Origin of the sequence: Myxococcus sp. CA056, assembly GCF_013336715.1 — a bacterium.
Taxonomy (GTDB): domain Bacteria; phylum Myxococcota; class Myxococcia; order Myxococcales; family Myxococcaceae; genus Myxococcus; species Myxococcus llanfairpwllgwyngyllgogerychwyrndrobwllllantysiliogogogochensis.
In genome coordinates, this window is sequence record NZ_JABUMT010000003.1 from 993,840 (window position 1) to 1,008,271 (window position 14,432).

The 14,432-nt window shown below is 67.9% G+C and carries 13 protein-coding genes; 4 read left to right on the forward strand and 9 right to left on the reverse strand.

The annotated features are described in order from the left end of the window. Positions 1–29 precede the first annotated feature (29 nt). From HUA76_RS18530 to eis, 4 genes are all read right to left on the reverse strand, one after another. On the reverse strand, positions 30–1,238 hold the full coding sequence (locus HUA76_RS18530; RefSeq protein ID WP_174461602.1) for a substrate-binding domain-containing protein: 1,209 nt from the start codon (positions 1,236–1,238) through the stop codon (positions 30–32). Between the two features lie 34 nt (positions 1,239–1,272). Next, on the reverse strand, positions 1,273–2,133 hold the full coding sequence (locus HUA76_RS18535; protein WP_141640678.1) for a WGR domain-containing protein: 861 nt from the start codon (positions 2,131–2,133) through the stop codon (positions 1,273–1,275). 63 nt (positions 2,134–2,196) lie between these two features. Further along, positions 2,197–3,192, reverse strand: coding sequence for an NAD-dependent epimerase/dehydratase family protein (locus HUA76_RS18540; RefSeq protein ID WP_141640679.1), 996 nt, complete (start codon positions 3,190–3,192; stop codon positions 2,197–2,199). A gap of 150 nt (positions 3,193–3,342) precedes the next feature. Then, a complete protein-coding gene (gene eis, locus HUA76_RS18545) occupies positions 3,343–4,524 on the reverse strand; it encodes an enhanced intracellular survival protein Eis (protein ID WP_371823493.1) in 1,182 nt (393 codons plus the stop codon). Between the two features lie 126 nt (positions 4,525–4,650). Here eis and HUA76_RS18550 point away from each other — a divergent pair, with 126 nt between their 5' ends. Continuing rightward, the gene (locus tag HUA76_RS18550) at positions 4,651–5,058 is read left to right on the forward strand and encodes a hypothetical protein (RefSeq protein WP_174461603.1); all 408 of its coding nucleotides are present in this window, start codon (positions 4,651–4,653) and stop codon (positions 5,056–5,058) included. Positions 5,059–5,070: 12 nt separating this feature from the next. Here the strand turns inward: HUA76_RS18550 and HUA76_RS18555 are convergent, their stop codons facing one another. The 3 genes from HUA76_RS18555 to HUA76_RS18565 all read right to left on the reverse strand — a co-directional run bounded on the left by HUA76_RS18555 (position 5,071) and on the right by HUA76_RS18565 (position 6,998). Next, positions 5,071–6,165 (reverse strand): PEP-CTERM sorting domain-containing protein, encoded by a 1,095-nt coding sequence (locus tag HUA76_RS18555; protein WP_174461604.1) that lies wholly within the window; start codon positions 6,163–6,165, stop codon positions 5,071–5,073. 101 nt (positions 6,166–6,266) lie between these two features. Beyond that, on the reverse strand, positions 6,267–6,794 hold the full coding sequence (locus HUA76_RS18560; RefSeq protein ID WP_141640682.1) for an FHA domain-containing protein: 528 nt from the start codon (positions 6,792–6,794) through the stop codon (positions 6,267–6,269). 18 nt (positions 6,795–6,812) lie between these two features. Beyond that, the gene (locus HUA76_RS18565) at positions 6,813–6,998 is read right to left on the reverse strand and encodes a hypothetical protein (RefSeq protein WP_174461605.1); all 186 of its coding nucleotides are present in this window, start codon (positions 6,996–6,998) and stop codon (positions 6,813–6,815) included. Positions 6,999–7,132: 134 nt separating this feature from the next. On the opposite strand from HUA76_RS18565, the gene HUA76_RS18570 reads away from it, so the two are divergent. Then, positions 7,133–10,435, forward strand: coding sequence for an Ig-like domain-containing protein (locus HUA76_RS18570; RefSeq protein ID WP_174461606.1), 3,303 nt, complete (start codon positions 7,133–7,135; stop codon positions 10,433–10,435). A 115-nt stretch (positions 10,436–10,550) separates the two neighbouring features. Here the strand turns inward: HUA76_RS18570 and HUA76_RS18575 are convergent, their stop codons facing one another. Beyond that, a complete protein-coding gene (locus HUA76_RS18575) occupies positions 10,551–12,101 on the reverse strand; it encodes a GspE/PulE family protein (protein ID WP_141640685.1) in 1,551 nt (516 codons plus the stop codon). Between the two features lie 551 nt (positions 12,102–12,652). Between HUA76_RS18575 and HUA76_RS18580 the strand changes: the two genes are divergently transcribed. Beyond that, positions 12,653–13,084 carry an Imm30 family immunity protein gene (locus tag HUA76_RS18580; RefSeq protein ID WP_174461607.1) on the forward strand — a complete coding sequence of 144 codons (432 nt, stop codon included), beginning with the start codon at positions 12,653–12,655 and terminating at the stop codon, positions 13,082–13,084. A gap of 323 nt (positions 13,085–13,407) precedes the next feature. Continuing rightward, positions 13,408–13,560, forward strand: coding sequence for a hypothetical protein (locus HUA76_RS18585; protein WP_174461608.1), 153 nt, complete (start codon positions 13,408–13,410; stop codon positions 13,558–13,560). Here the strand turns inward: HUA76_RS18585 and HUA76_RS18590 are convergent. Next, positions 13,541–14,374, reverse strand: coding sequence for a hypothetical protein (locus HUA76_RS18590; protein WP_174461609.1), 834 nt, complete (start codon positions 14,372–14,374; stop codon positions 13,541–13,543). The two genes, HUA76_RS18585 and HUA76_RS18590, sit on opposite strands and share 20 nt — an antisense overlap. Between the last annotated feature and the right edge of the window lie 58 nt (positions 14,375–14,432).

Here is a 14,432-nt window from a genome sequence, read left to right on the forward strand (position 1 = left end):
CACGGCAGACGTCGGGGAGACCCGAGGCGCTAACGACCGGAGGTCAACACCCGCGACCACAACGTCAGCAGGTCGCGGACCACGGGGCCTTCGGGAACTTCCGCCACGGGAGGCACGTCCACGCGGACTCCATGGGGGGCCAGCCGTGTGAAGGGATTGTTCGGGTCCGGAGTCTTGAGCGGCACGGCCGGGTCCGCGGGGCGGAAGCCGAAGTCCAGCGCGCGCTCCTGCACCGGACGGCTCTGCAGATAGCGCAGCCACTCCAGCGCCGCCGCCTTCTGCTCGGGTGTCACCCAGTCCGCCTGGAGCACCGCCGCCGGATGGTCGCTCCACAGGGTGAGCGCCGGGTAGTACACCCGCAGCTCACCCCACCGGCCCTGCGCGTGCGACAGCTCCGCGATGGCGAGGTTCTCGTACACCACCGCGATGTCGTAGCGGGACGGGCCGAAGCGGACCATGTCCGCCATGAAGGTGCCCGTGGAGGGCTCGAAGCGCGTGACGCCTCGCTCCAGCGCCTTCATCCAGTCCTGGTAGCGCGGGTCCAACAGGTCCGCCACCGTGAGCCCGCCGCGCTTGCCGTAGTACTCCAGCGTGGCCAGCAGCAGCGCTTGCAGTCCGGAGTTGGAGCGCGTCGGGTCCGTGTGGCCCAGCTTCACGAACCCCCACTCCGGCTTGCCGCCAATCGCGGGCCAGCCCTGGGGACTCGTCACCGCTTTCTGAAGCACCTTCCACGACACCGCGCCGCCTCCGCTGGCCTTGCGCAGCACCTCCGCACGGTCCGCCCACACCACGAAGACCAGCGGCGTGATGACCAGCGGACGCGGAGCCTGCTCGCCCGTCTCCGCGAACAACGGCCCCCGCGTGGGGTCCGTGGCCCAGTCGGAGGCCAGCATGCGCAACACCGCGCTGTCCGCCGGGCTCCACACCGTGGGCTGCTCACGGCCATCCAGGATGGCCTGCGCCGCATCCAGCGAACCGCGCCCCATCAGCTTCAGCCGGATGTGGGGATGCTGCCGCTGGAAGTCCTCCGCCACGGCCTCCACCCACTCCTTCTTCTCCGTGCTGTAGAGGAAGGAGATGTCCACCACCTGGCCGGGCCTCGGAGGACGGGGCGGCGTGGGCGTCGACGTGCCGGCCTCCTGCACACCCCGAGGCTGGGGCTCCCGGTCGGCGGACAGAAAGAGGACCCCGCCCAGCGCGAGAAAGAGCCCGACGACGATGAGAACCCTGGGTGTCATGTGTCGATGCGTCCCCCTCGCGCCGCGTCGCGCCTCACGCCTCCAGGCGCGAGAGCCGACCGGCGAGCTGCGTATCGCTGCCCGGGCTCACACCCTTCACCCACTCCGTCAGCGAGCCACCCGACGAGGACAGCTTCGCCTCGACATGCGGGCGCAACTGGCCCCAGCGCTTGCCCCAGCCTTCCTCGGACGCGCTGCCCTTCATGCCGGGACGCTCCGCGAGCAGCAGCCCCAGCCGCAGCGCGAGCTCCGGCTCACCGAGCGACTCCGCCCGCCGCACCATGGCCAGCGCCTCCGTCTCTGGTGCGCGGCGCCACGCCTCCACTGCGCGGGAGAAGGCCGCCACGTCCAGCTCGCTCAGCAGCCCCAGCGCGTGACGCAGCGGCAGCCGGCCTTCCTTCGGAGTGGCGACGACGCGCGCCATCAGCGCATCGAAGGTCGCGGCCAGCTCCGCGTGCGCGGCCGGGTCCACGCCGCCCAGGGCCCGCAGCGCCCTGCGAGCGCTTCGAGCCCGTGACGTCACCTCCCAGCTTCGCCAGCCCAGGCGCGCCCGCAGCGCCGCGAGCGCATCCGCGGCGGCCTTGAACGTCTCCTGCGTGGGCGTGGCGACGGGCACGCGGCGGGGCAGCGGAACCTTCTCGGGCGCACGCGGCGCGGCGGCCGGAGTTGGGGTGGCCGCAGCGCCACCGGCCGTCACCTCCTGATAGCCCTCGCGCACCTTCTCGGCGACCTTCTTCTCGTACTCACGCTCGGCGCCAGCCGCGTCGGGGAACGCCTTCTCCTTGCGCTGCCCCGCGGTGCCGATGCGCCCGAACGTGACGATGAAGAGGTTGCCCTGAACCTCCGGCTGCCAGAACTTGGAGCTGGTTCCCTCGACGAACTCGAACCTTCGCATGGCCCATCCTCCTCGTGTGTCAGCCGCCGCGAACAAGGCTAGCGCACACGCACGTGTCGCGCCTCACGCCGCGCGCGATGACCGCTCCTGGAACTCCGCTTCCATCTCCTTCAGGCCGATGGCGCGCGGCATCCGCCCCTCGTAGCCCAGCTCCTGGCGGGCCTTCTCGTCGCTCACCGTCACCTCGCGCCCAATCAGCAGCACCTCGGTGCGGCTGAGCGGCGGGCGGCCCGGCAGGCCGAAGGTTCCCCACGCTAGGTCCGCCAGCGTTGCCACCGTGGCGGCCAGCCCGTAGGGAATCGTGCTGTTGCCCGGGTCCACGCCCTGCGACTTGAGCATCGCGGTGACGAAGTCGCGGAACACCACCGGCTCGCCGTCGGTGAGGAAGTACGCCTCGCCGCCCCGGCCCTTCTCCGCCGCCAGCAGCATGCCCTCCACGCAGTTGGCCACGTGGCAGGTGGACGTGAGGTAGCGACCATCCCCCACCCACTTGAAGCGTTTGGTGCGCACCGCCTCCACCATCTGCGGCAGCACCGACGTGTCCCCGCGTCCCCAGACGAGGCGCGGACGCACCGCCACGGTGGTGAAGTCCGCGGAGTTCACGCTCAGCACCCGGCGCTCGGACTCGCCCTTGGTGGACGGATAGTCCCCGATGGGGCGCTCCGGCAGCGGCCAGGTCTCGTTCACCTTCACCAGCGGCGTGCCGTCCGCCATCACCGCCTCCGTGCTGACGTGCACCAGCCGCTTCACACCCGCCGCGCGCGCGGCCTCCAGCACGCGCTCCGTGCCGCGCACGTTGGCCTCGTAGTACTCCGCGCGAGGCGCCCACGACTTCACCAGCGCGGCCGAGTGGAAGACGGTGTCACAGCCCTCCATGCCCTCCCGCAGCTTCGCCACGTCCGACAGGTCGCCCTCGAAGGGCTCCGCCCCCGCCGCCACCACCGTCGCGACGGACTCCGGCGAGCGCGCCAACGCGCGAGCCTCGTCGCCGCGAGCCTTGAGCGCCGCGAGAAGGTACCTGCCCACGAAACCGGAACCACCGGTGACGAACGCCCGCATGGACTGCTCCCCTGTCAATGAGGTCTCGGGCTCCTACCATTACCCGCCCTCGGCGCGGTAGCCACCTGACGGCCGGGCCCCCCATCCAAGCGCCCTGGCGCCCGACGGAGGGCCACCAGGGCCTGGGGGTGGGGGCCCGCGCGTCCCCTCTCAGAACATGTCCCGCAGCGACGGCTGAGGCCCGGAGAACAGCGCCATCGCCGCCTGCACGGACGCGTCATCCGCCTCCACCAGCCCCACCGAGCGCAGGGAGGCCGCGGACTGGAAGCCGGTGTACAGCGGGCCCAGTTGGCGGATGTCCAGCCGCAGCCGGCCCTCGCCGCCCCGCTTCACCCGGCCCACGCCGTCCACCACCTCCAGCACGAAGCGGCCCTGGTTCTCCGGGAAGAGTTCGTCCGTCACTTCCAGGTGCAGCGAGCCGGAGAGCCCCGGCGTCCAGCCACGGGCCTCCAGCGCGGAGACCACGTCCAGCACGCGCACCATCCAGTGCATGTACACCTTCACCGAATAGGACTGCTCGCGCAGCAAGAGGAGGAACGGGTCGTCCGGGCCGCCGTACCAGACCACCTCCGTGCCCAGGGAGTGGTGGTCGCCCAGGAAGCGGAGGAGCCGGCGCGCCGCGGCGGGCGTGGTGGCGACGATGTCCGTGAGGGCCAGCTCCTGCTTCAAGTCCTTGAGCGGACGGCGCGCCAGGTAGACGTAGCCCTCCACTCCGGCGCTGCCCTCCACGAGGTAGCCGTGGACGGGCTCGGAGCGAGGGTTGCGCACGCGCCCCCAGGAGAACTCGCTCCGGTCCAGCCAGCCCTGACGGAAGCGGGCCACGCTCGTGTAACACGCGGCGATGGCCGCCTCGTCGCGTGACTCGATGGCTCGCAGGGACAGCGTGCGCTCGCCCATCTCCAGCGCGGACATCTGCACGCGCGTCTCGTAGCGCGCCCCGGCCTGCTCATAGCCCGCGCGCCGATAGAGGGGCTGGGTGGCGGGATAGAGGATGGAGAGCGCCGCGCCCGACTCGCGCGCCTCTTGGACCAGTCGAGTCATCAGCCGCGTCGCTGTCCCCTGCCCCCGGTGCAGCGGCGAGACACCCACGCCGCCCACACCGACGACGGGCACGCTGCGCCCGCCGAACCACTGCCCCTTCCGGATGGAAACCAGCGTGCCCGCAACCTTCCCTCCGTCGCGCAAGAGGCGCAGGTCGCGCGCATCCAGCCGCTGCCTCCACGCGAGGCAGTCCGCGGGCGTCATCGCATAGGCATGCATCAGGATGTCCGCCACGGCGGACAGCTCCTGCTCATCTCTCGGCGGTCCAAAGTCGTCCGGCTTCGCGTCCACGTCCCCATCCCTCCAGGGGTGCGCACACACACCCGAGGGACATCCTACCGGGGGACCCGGGCCTCCACACGAAGACGGCGCTCCACGCGTGACATTCGCGTGACGGGGAGTCCCTACGCTTCTCCCATGGCCACTCCCAAGCGCCCTGGGTCCTGGCGGTACAAGCTGGGCCTGGGCGGAGACTGTCAGGTCTGCGGCACCCGTCTCCGCGAGGAGCCGGAGGTGAGGAACGGGGTGCGCGTCTGTCAGGCCTGCGCTCGGAGGACCCTCGAGTCCAAGTCGTTGCCGGACCTCGCCTCCGAGGCCGCGCTCGGGCTGATGGTCCGCGGCCTCTTGTTCATGGCGGTGGGCTCGGTGCTGCCCATGATTCTTCTGTCCATGGTCCTCATCGTGCTGGTGCTGGGCGGGGTAGGCTTTCTGCTCTACCTGGGCGTGAAACACGCCCACCTCCCCTTGCCGCTGGCGGTCATGCTGGGCTCCGTGGTCTTGCTGACCGCCTGGTTCCTGCTCAGCTCGCGTTCCAGGTCACGGTGACGCGCCGGGCCTTCAGCGGCCAGGAACGAAGGCGATGCCCACCGGACGCAACAGGTCCGTGGAGGGCGGCACGAGGAGGGCGCCGCCGTTGCCTGGAGAAGGCAGCGGGCTGTCATCGCGGCCATCGAAGCGCAGCACCGCGCCGCTCAGCGCCGGGTCCGTGAAGTCGAAGCCCACCGTGTAGATGCGCTCGTGGGTGCCGAAGACCACGCCGCCACGGAAGTTCTTCGTCGGCACCGTGCCGGTGTAGTTGGTGGACAACGTGGACTCCATCCGCCGCGTCCAGAAGTCATAGCGGTGGATGTCGTTGGCGAAGTCGCTGACCAGCAGGTCGCAGTCACCAAAGAGCCGCGAGCAGCCAGGACTGAAGGCCAGCCCGAGCAGGCTGATGAAGCCCGCTCCATCCGGTGACGGCGCGGGCTGGTCGATGAACACCTCGGACCGTCGAGACCAGAGGTCAAAGCGCAGCACCTGACTCGGCAGGCCGGGGAACGTGGGGACGCCGTCCACGGCGACCGAACCCTGGGTGGTGACATAGAGCCGATGGTCCGGTCCGAACGCCAGGAAGTTGGGACCATTGAGGCCACCGGGCAGGCCGTTGCCGGAGGCAAAGACATCCACGAAGGCGCCCGTCCGGGCGTTGAAGCGGAGAATCTTGTCCGTGAGGAAGCTGCTCACGTAGAGCAGGCCATCCGGTCCGAACGCCTGTCCATAGGGGCGGAACAGGCCCGCGCCCGACGCGAAGGTGTCGATGAACGCGCCCGTGCGGCCATTGAAGCGAAGGATGGCGGAGTTGGCGAGCGTGTCACCGCTGGCGACATAGAGATGGCCATCCGGCCCGAAGACGAGCGAGTCAGGGTTCACCAGCCCGCCACTGCCAGAGGGGATGAAGTCTCCGAGGAACTCTCCGGTGCGTGCGTCGTAGCGCACCACGTTGTTGCCTCGGGTATTTCCGACCAACAGGGTGTCGCGGCGCGCGGGCGCTCCGTCCTCGGCGTGGGCCGGGAACAAGCCGAGGAGGCAGGTGGAGAGGGTTGTGAGCAGCAGGGCCTGGCGTGCGAGTCGACGGCCAGGAGACGAGACGGCGTCAGGGGTGTGGGTCGGCATGGTGGGGCCACGTTGCGGCACGCGGGCCCCGGAAACCAACCGACTCGAGGACAGGTCCGCCGCGTTCCATCACATACCCACCACTCACCGGCCGCTGGCGCTCATGGGGCGACGCGCTTCATCTTCGAATAGAAAGAAGGCGCGAGCAGATAGGCGAACGTCGCGTCGCCGAAGCCCAGCAGGTCCCCGTCCCGCACGTGCATCTCGCCGCCCGCCTCCACCTCCCTGGCGTTGACGAACGTGCCGTTGCTCGACTTCAGGTCCACCAAGGTGCAGCCGACCGACGGGCCCCACCAGCAGAGCTTCGCGTGGCGCTTGGAGACGGAGGGCTCGTTGACCACCAGGTCGCAGTCCGGCTGGCGTCCCACGGTGAGCACGTCCTGTCCCTCCACGGGCGGAAGCGTGGCCACGGTGAGCGCGTCGAAGTGCAGCCAGAGCGCCACCTGCTGCCGCTCCAGGCTGGGCAGGTCCCGCGCCATCGTCGTGCGCGCCGCGCCCATCTTCATCGCCAGTTGCGCCATCACCGGGCTGGGCGGCCGCTGCACCAGCACGAACGGGCCCACCTGTTTGCAGAAGAAGGCTTCGGTCAGGCGCGAGCTCAGCGCACGCAGTTCCTGGACGGTCATCATGATGGTTGCTCCCCCGAATCACTCACGCGCGCGATTCTGCGGGGGACGCCGCCACGCGTCGAGTCTTCTCGTGTCAATGCCTCGACGAGAGGGCCGCTCCGCCGGCGCGCGTGCGGACTTCGTCCAGCAGCCGCCCCGGAGCTTCACCTGCTCGGGCACGGAGGCGGCGACGAGCACCAGGCCCTTCGGATTGGAGCGCGGCAAGCACCTTTTCCCTCCACATTCCGACAATGGAGCGCAGGACGCAGGGGTCCCTGAATCACCGGGAAATGAGTCCATACGCCAGAGGGGGAAGTCCGATGAGATTGCGCAGGTGGTTGTTGGGCGGTTGTGTCTTCATGGTCGCAAGTTGTGATTCCGCGCCGCTGGACGAGGCCGCGCGGGAGAAGTCTCCGTCACGGGTCCAGGCGGAGCGGCTCGCCGCCGAGCACGGCTTCGACCTCCGGGAGGTCACGCTCGTCCCGGCGCCCGGTGACACGGGGGACCGCCACTCGCTCCACTTCCAGGGCATCCCCATCCAGGGACTGGAAGCAAGGACGACTCAAGGAGTGACCTCCCTCACCAACGTCCGCTTCGCGGCCAACACGCGTCCCCAGACGCAGGTTCGGGTCACCGCCGCCCAGGCGGAGGCCACGGTCCTCGCGGAGATGAAGGACGCTTCGGCGCGGGTGGAAGAGTCCCGGCTCATGTTCCTTCCCCAGGAGGAGCGCCGCCTCAAGCCAGGCATGCCCATCCCCGCCGCCGGACGTGCCCACAACGCCGACCACTTCGAGCGCGTGGTGACGGGCCTGACGCTCGTGCACCAGCTGCACCTGCTCACGGGGAATGAACCGGCCGGCGTGGAGCGGCGTTGGAGCGCGCAGGTGGACGCCCGCTCCGGCCAGTTGCTGCGGTTGGAGCCGCTGGCCATAGACCTGGCAGGGGGGACCTACAAGCCCGTGTCGGGCTATGGCTACTTCTCCGGCAGGCTCACGCACTCCGTCCTCTTCGAGAATCGCCTCTATGTGCTCCAGGATCCACGGGGCAACAAGTACCAGGCGATGCTGAGTACGGAGAGCCTCCCTGGCTCTGTCATCGAAGACTATGTGAGCATTGACGCGAAGTTTGGTGACGGGCGCCTCTTCAACCCCACGAACGCGCAGAACGGCGAGAACGGCGAGAGCGCGGCGGTGGACGCGATGTTCGCCGTGAACCTGGCCTGGGGCGTCTACGAGACCCTCCTCGGCCGCGATGGCCCCACCGGAGCGGGTCTGCCTTTCGAGGTCTGGTTGCACGCCCCCATGGGCAACGCGGAGTACAATCCCAGCAACACCCGTCCGCGGTTGGAGCTTGGCTATCGCACCTTTCCCGCCGGCGTCACGGCCGCCGGGGGCTTGCTCGTTCCAATGTCGACCACCGACATCATCGGCCACGAGCTGGGCCATGACTTCTTCATGCGGGAGCTGGCCAGGAACCCCGCGACCTTTCCCTCCGGCAGGACGGAGATGCATGGCATGAATGAGGGAACAGGGGACATCTTCGGCTTCGTCACCGAGCTCGCCCGCGACGCCGCGCGGGTGGGTGGGACGGCGCTCGACATCGATGCCGTGCCCCTGAAGACCACCAACCTCACCATGGGTGAGGAGGCCGGCCCGGTGATGCGCAATCTCATCGATCCGATCATCGACATCTGGTTCGACGGCATCGGCGGTGAGGAGACCCACCGCGCAGGTGGCCCCCTGGCGCGCATGTTCCTGCTCCTGGCCTATGGCTGTACTCCCTGGCAAGGAGAGCAGAGCACGGACCCGTGGAGCAGCTTCCTGGTCCCCGAAGGCTTCTCCGGCCTTGGCCCCACCGCGGCCTTGCGCCTCTGGAGCCGCGCGGTGCAATCCATGCCCCTGGGCGCGGACTACGCGCAGGCCCGCCTGGCCACGCTCGAGGCAGTGATATCCCTGTACGGCGCCTCGGGAAGCACCCAGATGAAGACCGTGGGCTCCGCGTTCGCCGCCATCAACGTGGGCGACCTGCCCGATACGAACCCTCCCACCGCCGTTCTGAGCTGCACCCAGGTGTGGGCGGACATCGAATGCACCGGCACCGTCACCGATGCGGAGACTCCCAACAAGTTCCACACACCCCCACAGCTGATACTGGATGGTGGAAATCCGTTCCCGCTGCCGGGCTGGCAGTTCACCCTGCGAATGCCGGGGGCCGCGCTCAAGGACGGGACGCATACGGTCCGACTGAAGGCCTGGGACTTCTGGCAGAACGCCACCACCACGACGGTGTCCGTCGTGTTGGACAAGAAGCCGCCCGTCCTGTCGGTCACCCGCCTGGGCCCGCTGAAGCAGCCCTACTTCTCCGTCACGGCGACCGACGACTCCGGTATCGAACGGGTCGAGTACTTCGACAACTCCGTGTGGAGGTCAACCGTATCCATGGCGCCCTTCGACAACGAATACGACACGTCGACCTGGCCTGACGGCACCCACGACATCTTGATCAAGGCATTCGACCGCTTCTTGAATGTCACGATGGTCCACCACGCCCTGGATGTGGACAACACGCCTCCCAATGTCTCGATGACAGTGGGAGGCAGTGCCCCGCCCTTCATCGTCAACGCGAGCGTGTCGGATATCTCGACCATCACACGGGTCGACTTCAAGGTGGACGGGGTGGTCTTCGCCACGCGCACGAACTCCGCCACGTCATATGTGGTCCAGTACACGCCCATGGATCCGCTGGCCCACAACCTCTCCGTGGAGGTGACGGATGCCTTTGGCAACAAGAGCGTGAGGACCCTGGCCGCGCCTCGTGACGTGACGCCCCCGGCGGTGACCTTTGAGAAGACCCAGCTGGGCTCCTTGGTGAGGCTCACCTTTGGAGCCTCGGACGTCTGTGGCCTGGTCTACCCCTATGGGTTGTATGTGGATGGGACCCTGGTGGCGCTGCCCACCACCCCGGGGTACGTGCTGGAGTTCGGTGCCAACATGGCCGACGGCCCGCACGCCTTCCACGCGGTGGTCCATGACAACTGCGGCAACACGACGAACTTCGAGACCGTGTTCTTCAAGGGAATCACGCCTCCCGTCATCACGGGCATCACCCGTGACGACTCCCAGCCGAAGTCCCCGAAGTTCACCGTGCAGTGCGTAGACACGGATGGCGTTCACCACGTCGAGATGCGCGAGAACGGCGTCGTGATGCAGATAGACACCACCGCACCCTACGAGTTCATCGTCGACACCTCGGCCCGGCAGGACGGGGACTCCATCCTCTTGTTCCAGTGCAGCGACCTCCAGGGCGCGGCGAGCACGCCCGTGACGCGCACGGTGACCGCGGACAACACCGGCCCCACGTACACGTTCACCGTTTTTGGTGCCGGTCGCACCTACTTCGTCTCAGCGGGGACGGTGAGCGACCCGCGGGGCATCCAGTCCGTCGTCCTCAGCGGAGGCCTGATCCCGGGCTTCAACGTCACGCTGACGCAGGCGCCGTACTCGTTGACGTGGTCCATCCCGAACATCTACTCCTTCGACACCCAGCTTCCTTTCTCGCTCCTGGCCACGGACAAATGGGGCAACACCTCCAACACGAGCCTCGCGTGTCCGGTCGACACGGCCTCAACCGAGCCCGCGTTGCTGTTCTGTCAGGTCCTGTGACGCAAGGCTTCAGGCCCGTCGCGAGTTGAAGCAGTCCCCTGGGCCAGCACCTCCGAGAATCGTGCTCGGAGGTGCTCCTGGCCTGGCGAGGCCCGCCCTCCACTCGGGCTCGGGCCTACGCCTCCTCGTCCGACTCCGCGCCGAAGCGCTCATCCCGGGTGGTGAGGATGTGGCGATAGGGCACCACGCGCACCAGCTCCGCCACCGTGGTGGTGCCAGCGTTGACCTTGTCGAGCCCGTCCTCCATCAGCGTTCGCAGGCCGTGCTTCCGCGCGTGTCGGCGCAGCCGCACCGTGGGCTCACCGTGCGCGATGAGGTCCTGGAGGTCCGGGTCCACGACGAGCAACTCGAAGATGCCGGAGCGACCTCGATAGCCCGTGTGATTGCAGGCGGGGCACCCTCGTCCGGCGCGCGTGTGGACTCCGTCCAGCAGCCGCCCCAGCAGCTTCGTCTGCTCCGGCGTGGGCTTCGTGTCCTCCACGCACTGCTCGCAGATGCGCCGCACCAGTCGCTGCGTCAGCACCGCCAGCAGCGAATCCGCCACGTCCACGTCATCCAGCCCCAATCCACGGAGGCGGGCCACCGCGCCCACTGCGTCCGCGGTGTGCAGGGTGCCCAGCACCACGTGCCCCGTGGCCGCGGCCGTCAGCGCCATGCTGCCTGTTTCCAGGTCTCGAATCTCGCCCACGAGCAGGACGTTCGGGTCCTGGCGCAGCAGCGCGCGCAGCAACGTCGCGTACGGCATCTGCGGCGTCACCTGCTTCTGGTTCACCTTGGGGACGTAGTACTCGATGGGGTCCTCGGCGGTGACGATCTTGCGCCGTCCATCGTTCAGCCGCGCCAGCGCCGAATACAGCGTCGTCGTCTTCCCGCTTCCCGTGGGGCCGGTGACGAGCACCAGTCCCTCCGGGTTGGAGAGCAGTTGGAGGAAGACGGCCTGCATGGCGGGCGACAGGCCCAGCTTCTCCACGGGGACCAGGCCCACGCTCGCGTCGAGGATGCGGATGACCACGTCCTCGCCCGCGGGGCTGGGCACCACGCTGACGCGGAAGTCCACCACCTTGCGGCCCTCGGGGCGCTCGACGAGGGCGCGCAGGCGACCGTCCTGGGGGCGGCGTCGCTCGGTGATGTCCAGTCCGGCCAGCACCTTCACGCGGCTGACGACGCCCGGCAACGAGCGCGGGTCGATGTCCGTGTAGGACTGATGGAGGATGCCGTCGACGCGATAGCGCAGGTCCACGTCGTCGAAGTAGCTCTCCACGTGGATGTCGGAAGCCTTCATCTCCACGGCGCTGAAGAGGACGTGCTCCACCAGCTCCACGGTGGTCGGCGAGTGGGTGAGCTTGAGGCCGGGCTTCAGCACGATATCCGCCGTGACACGCGGGCCCGCGCCGAAGCCGACTTCCAGCGCGGATTCGATTTCGTAGGGGTTCAGGCGCACCGTGTTGAGGGGGCGCCGGAGGAACTCGGTGACGAGCTCCAGAATCGGCCCATTGTCCGGGTTCGTCGTGCCCACCGTCACCGGCACGTCGGGGGCTTCCGGGTCCACCTTGCCCAGCACCACGACCTGGTTGCGGCGGCAGAACGACTCGGGGAGCAACCGGAGCGAGGCCCGGTCCAGGGTGAACTGCGCGAGCTCTGCGAAGGCGGGGGCGTCCTCGGACATGGCGGAGGAGGGATTATCAGCCTCGCGTCTGGCTGACCATCACCGCTCCGGGGGAGGAAACCCTCCCCGCGCCGAGGTCCCCCATCGAGAATTGGCGGCGCTTCCGTCGGGAGCATCAGCCCGACACGACGGCGATACCGTCAGGGCCGCACTGAAGCCATGCAGCGGCTCATGGCCATCGAACTCAAGGCATGGCCCCAGCCTCGCCCAGCTCCCCATGATGAGGGGCAACGCCGCGGACCCGCGTGTTGGCCCCTGATGTGGAGAAGCGCAGGTCAGACTTACCGCGCCCCAGGCCCTTGGGCCGATGGCAGACAGCGCGGTTCACATGGAGGCCCGCACGCGCGCGCGACGCTCGTCCTGAAGTGAGCTGGCAACTCGCCCCCTGGATGTCGCGGTCAGGACGCAGCTCCACGAAGGCGCCGGATTCTCATCCGGGCTCATTCTCGGCGGGTGGAGGGCCACTCGTGTGACGACGCGCCGTGGACACTTTCCTCGCGCACACACCAGAATCTGGAGGAAGTGGATTGTCACGATGCGAGGGAGGCGACATGGAGCTGCGGAGAGAACTGGAGTTCTACTCGAAGTTGAGCACGCCTTCGGATGTCGAGGCTTTTTCCCGGGTCCTGGGACGCATGGCGTTGAGCAAGGACCGGAAATACATCCCTGTGATGCTGTCGTATCTCGATGATAACACGGAGCATGGAGACCTGATGAAAGAGATCATCGGCATGTCGGAGTCGTTCGGCGCCGATGACTACGTCTCGACGGTCGTCGACATGACAGGCACGTTGCAGGACAGGGCCTGGGATTGGCTGGAGATCATCCACTACCGCATCTTCAACTCGGATGAGTTGACGACGGTGTACAAAGACGCGCTGGCAGGACATGCGGAGGAGGCGGCCGTCAGGGGATATCTCAAGGAGTTCCTGAACGGCAACCCCGAGAAGAGGGAGCACGTCGAGTTCGTCCTGGCGGATTGACTTCAGCGTCTGTCAGCGCCGTCTTGGACCATGTCGGACAGCCGGCTCGGTGCTCCCGACGTTCAACGAGTAGCGGACCGCTGGCGCATCACACAAAGTGAGGGAGAGTCACGGAAGCGGGTGACGCTCATGCTCTCGCGCAAGAAGGTAGGAAGAACCTGCACCGGATGGTGCGGTTCTCAGCCTGCTGAGGCCAAACGCAGACACCGCTGAATGACCTTGCCAAGGAGCCTTCCCCCCGAACTCCCTCCCGACCGACTACACACAATTCGAGACGTGACCGCCCGGTTCTCCTTCTTCCCGTACGGGAGCGGTGGGCACCGATGGACGACGAAGATGACACGCCGGCGCCTCTCTATGAGGAGAAGGTGGTCAGCCTCAACCTGGAGCTGGCCACCCGGGTTCTGAGCACGCGCATTCCATGGAAGGCACAGGGCATGGATGCGGTGAATGTGTCTACGGGCGCAGCCCGGTGAACAGGTCGCCACTCCACTGGATGCTGCTTCGCATTTTCGTGGCGGCCTCCGCGCAGGCCCCCCGCCCGGTCTCCAGCCGAAGCACGTTCCCGTCCAGAGTCAGGTCCCCAGTCGCCAGACAGCCCGAGATGTCGATGTCCTCGAGCCAATGATCCATCTCCAGGTTTCCACCGAAGGCGGCGGGGTGCTCCGAGAACTCCTCGGGCAGTCCCAGCGGCACGCCCCGGTATTCGAAGCGCATGGACTCGTCCGATTGGAAGGCGAACTCCAGCACATGGGGATTTCCCTGGTAGGTGAAGCGCGCGCGAAGCTGGAAGCTGGGGTGCTCCGGTGTCCCCGGGACCCACCGCGTGTCGATGGCGGGATAGGAGACACGGGGGATGAACACTTGCTTGCCCCCCGCCGACAGGCGCTTGCCGGTGCCCACCTCCACGGGGCCCGGGAGGTGAAGCACGCCAGGCAGGTCCTCGGTGGGATCCAGGAGGGGGTCCGAGCCAGGGCGCCTCACGGAGTTGCTACAGGACATCTCCGGGGAGAGCACCTCCTCATAGTCCTCGCAGCGGACCGCAGGCGACAGGTCCATCCGCAAGTCCGCCAGCCTGTAGGTCAGGGTCTCCACCGTGAAGAAGAGGTCGTCGGACGAGACAAAGCTGTCCGGAGCCAGCTCGAAGGTGTTGTCCGAGGTCATCCGGATGGTGTTCGAGCTGTAGACGAAGTCGAGCAGATACCGGTCGCTCTCGTCGGGCCCTCCGCAGGCGCAGAGAGCCAGAGTGGCGGTGATGCCGACGGTACGGTGCCAGGAACGTGAAGGCATATGGGAAGGGAATCGATGCGCGGAAGAAGGTGCGTACACCGGAGCTGGGCACGTCGAT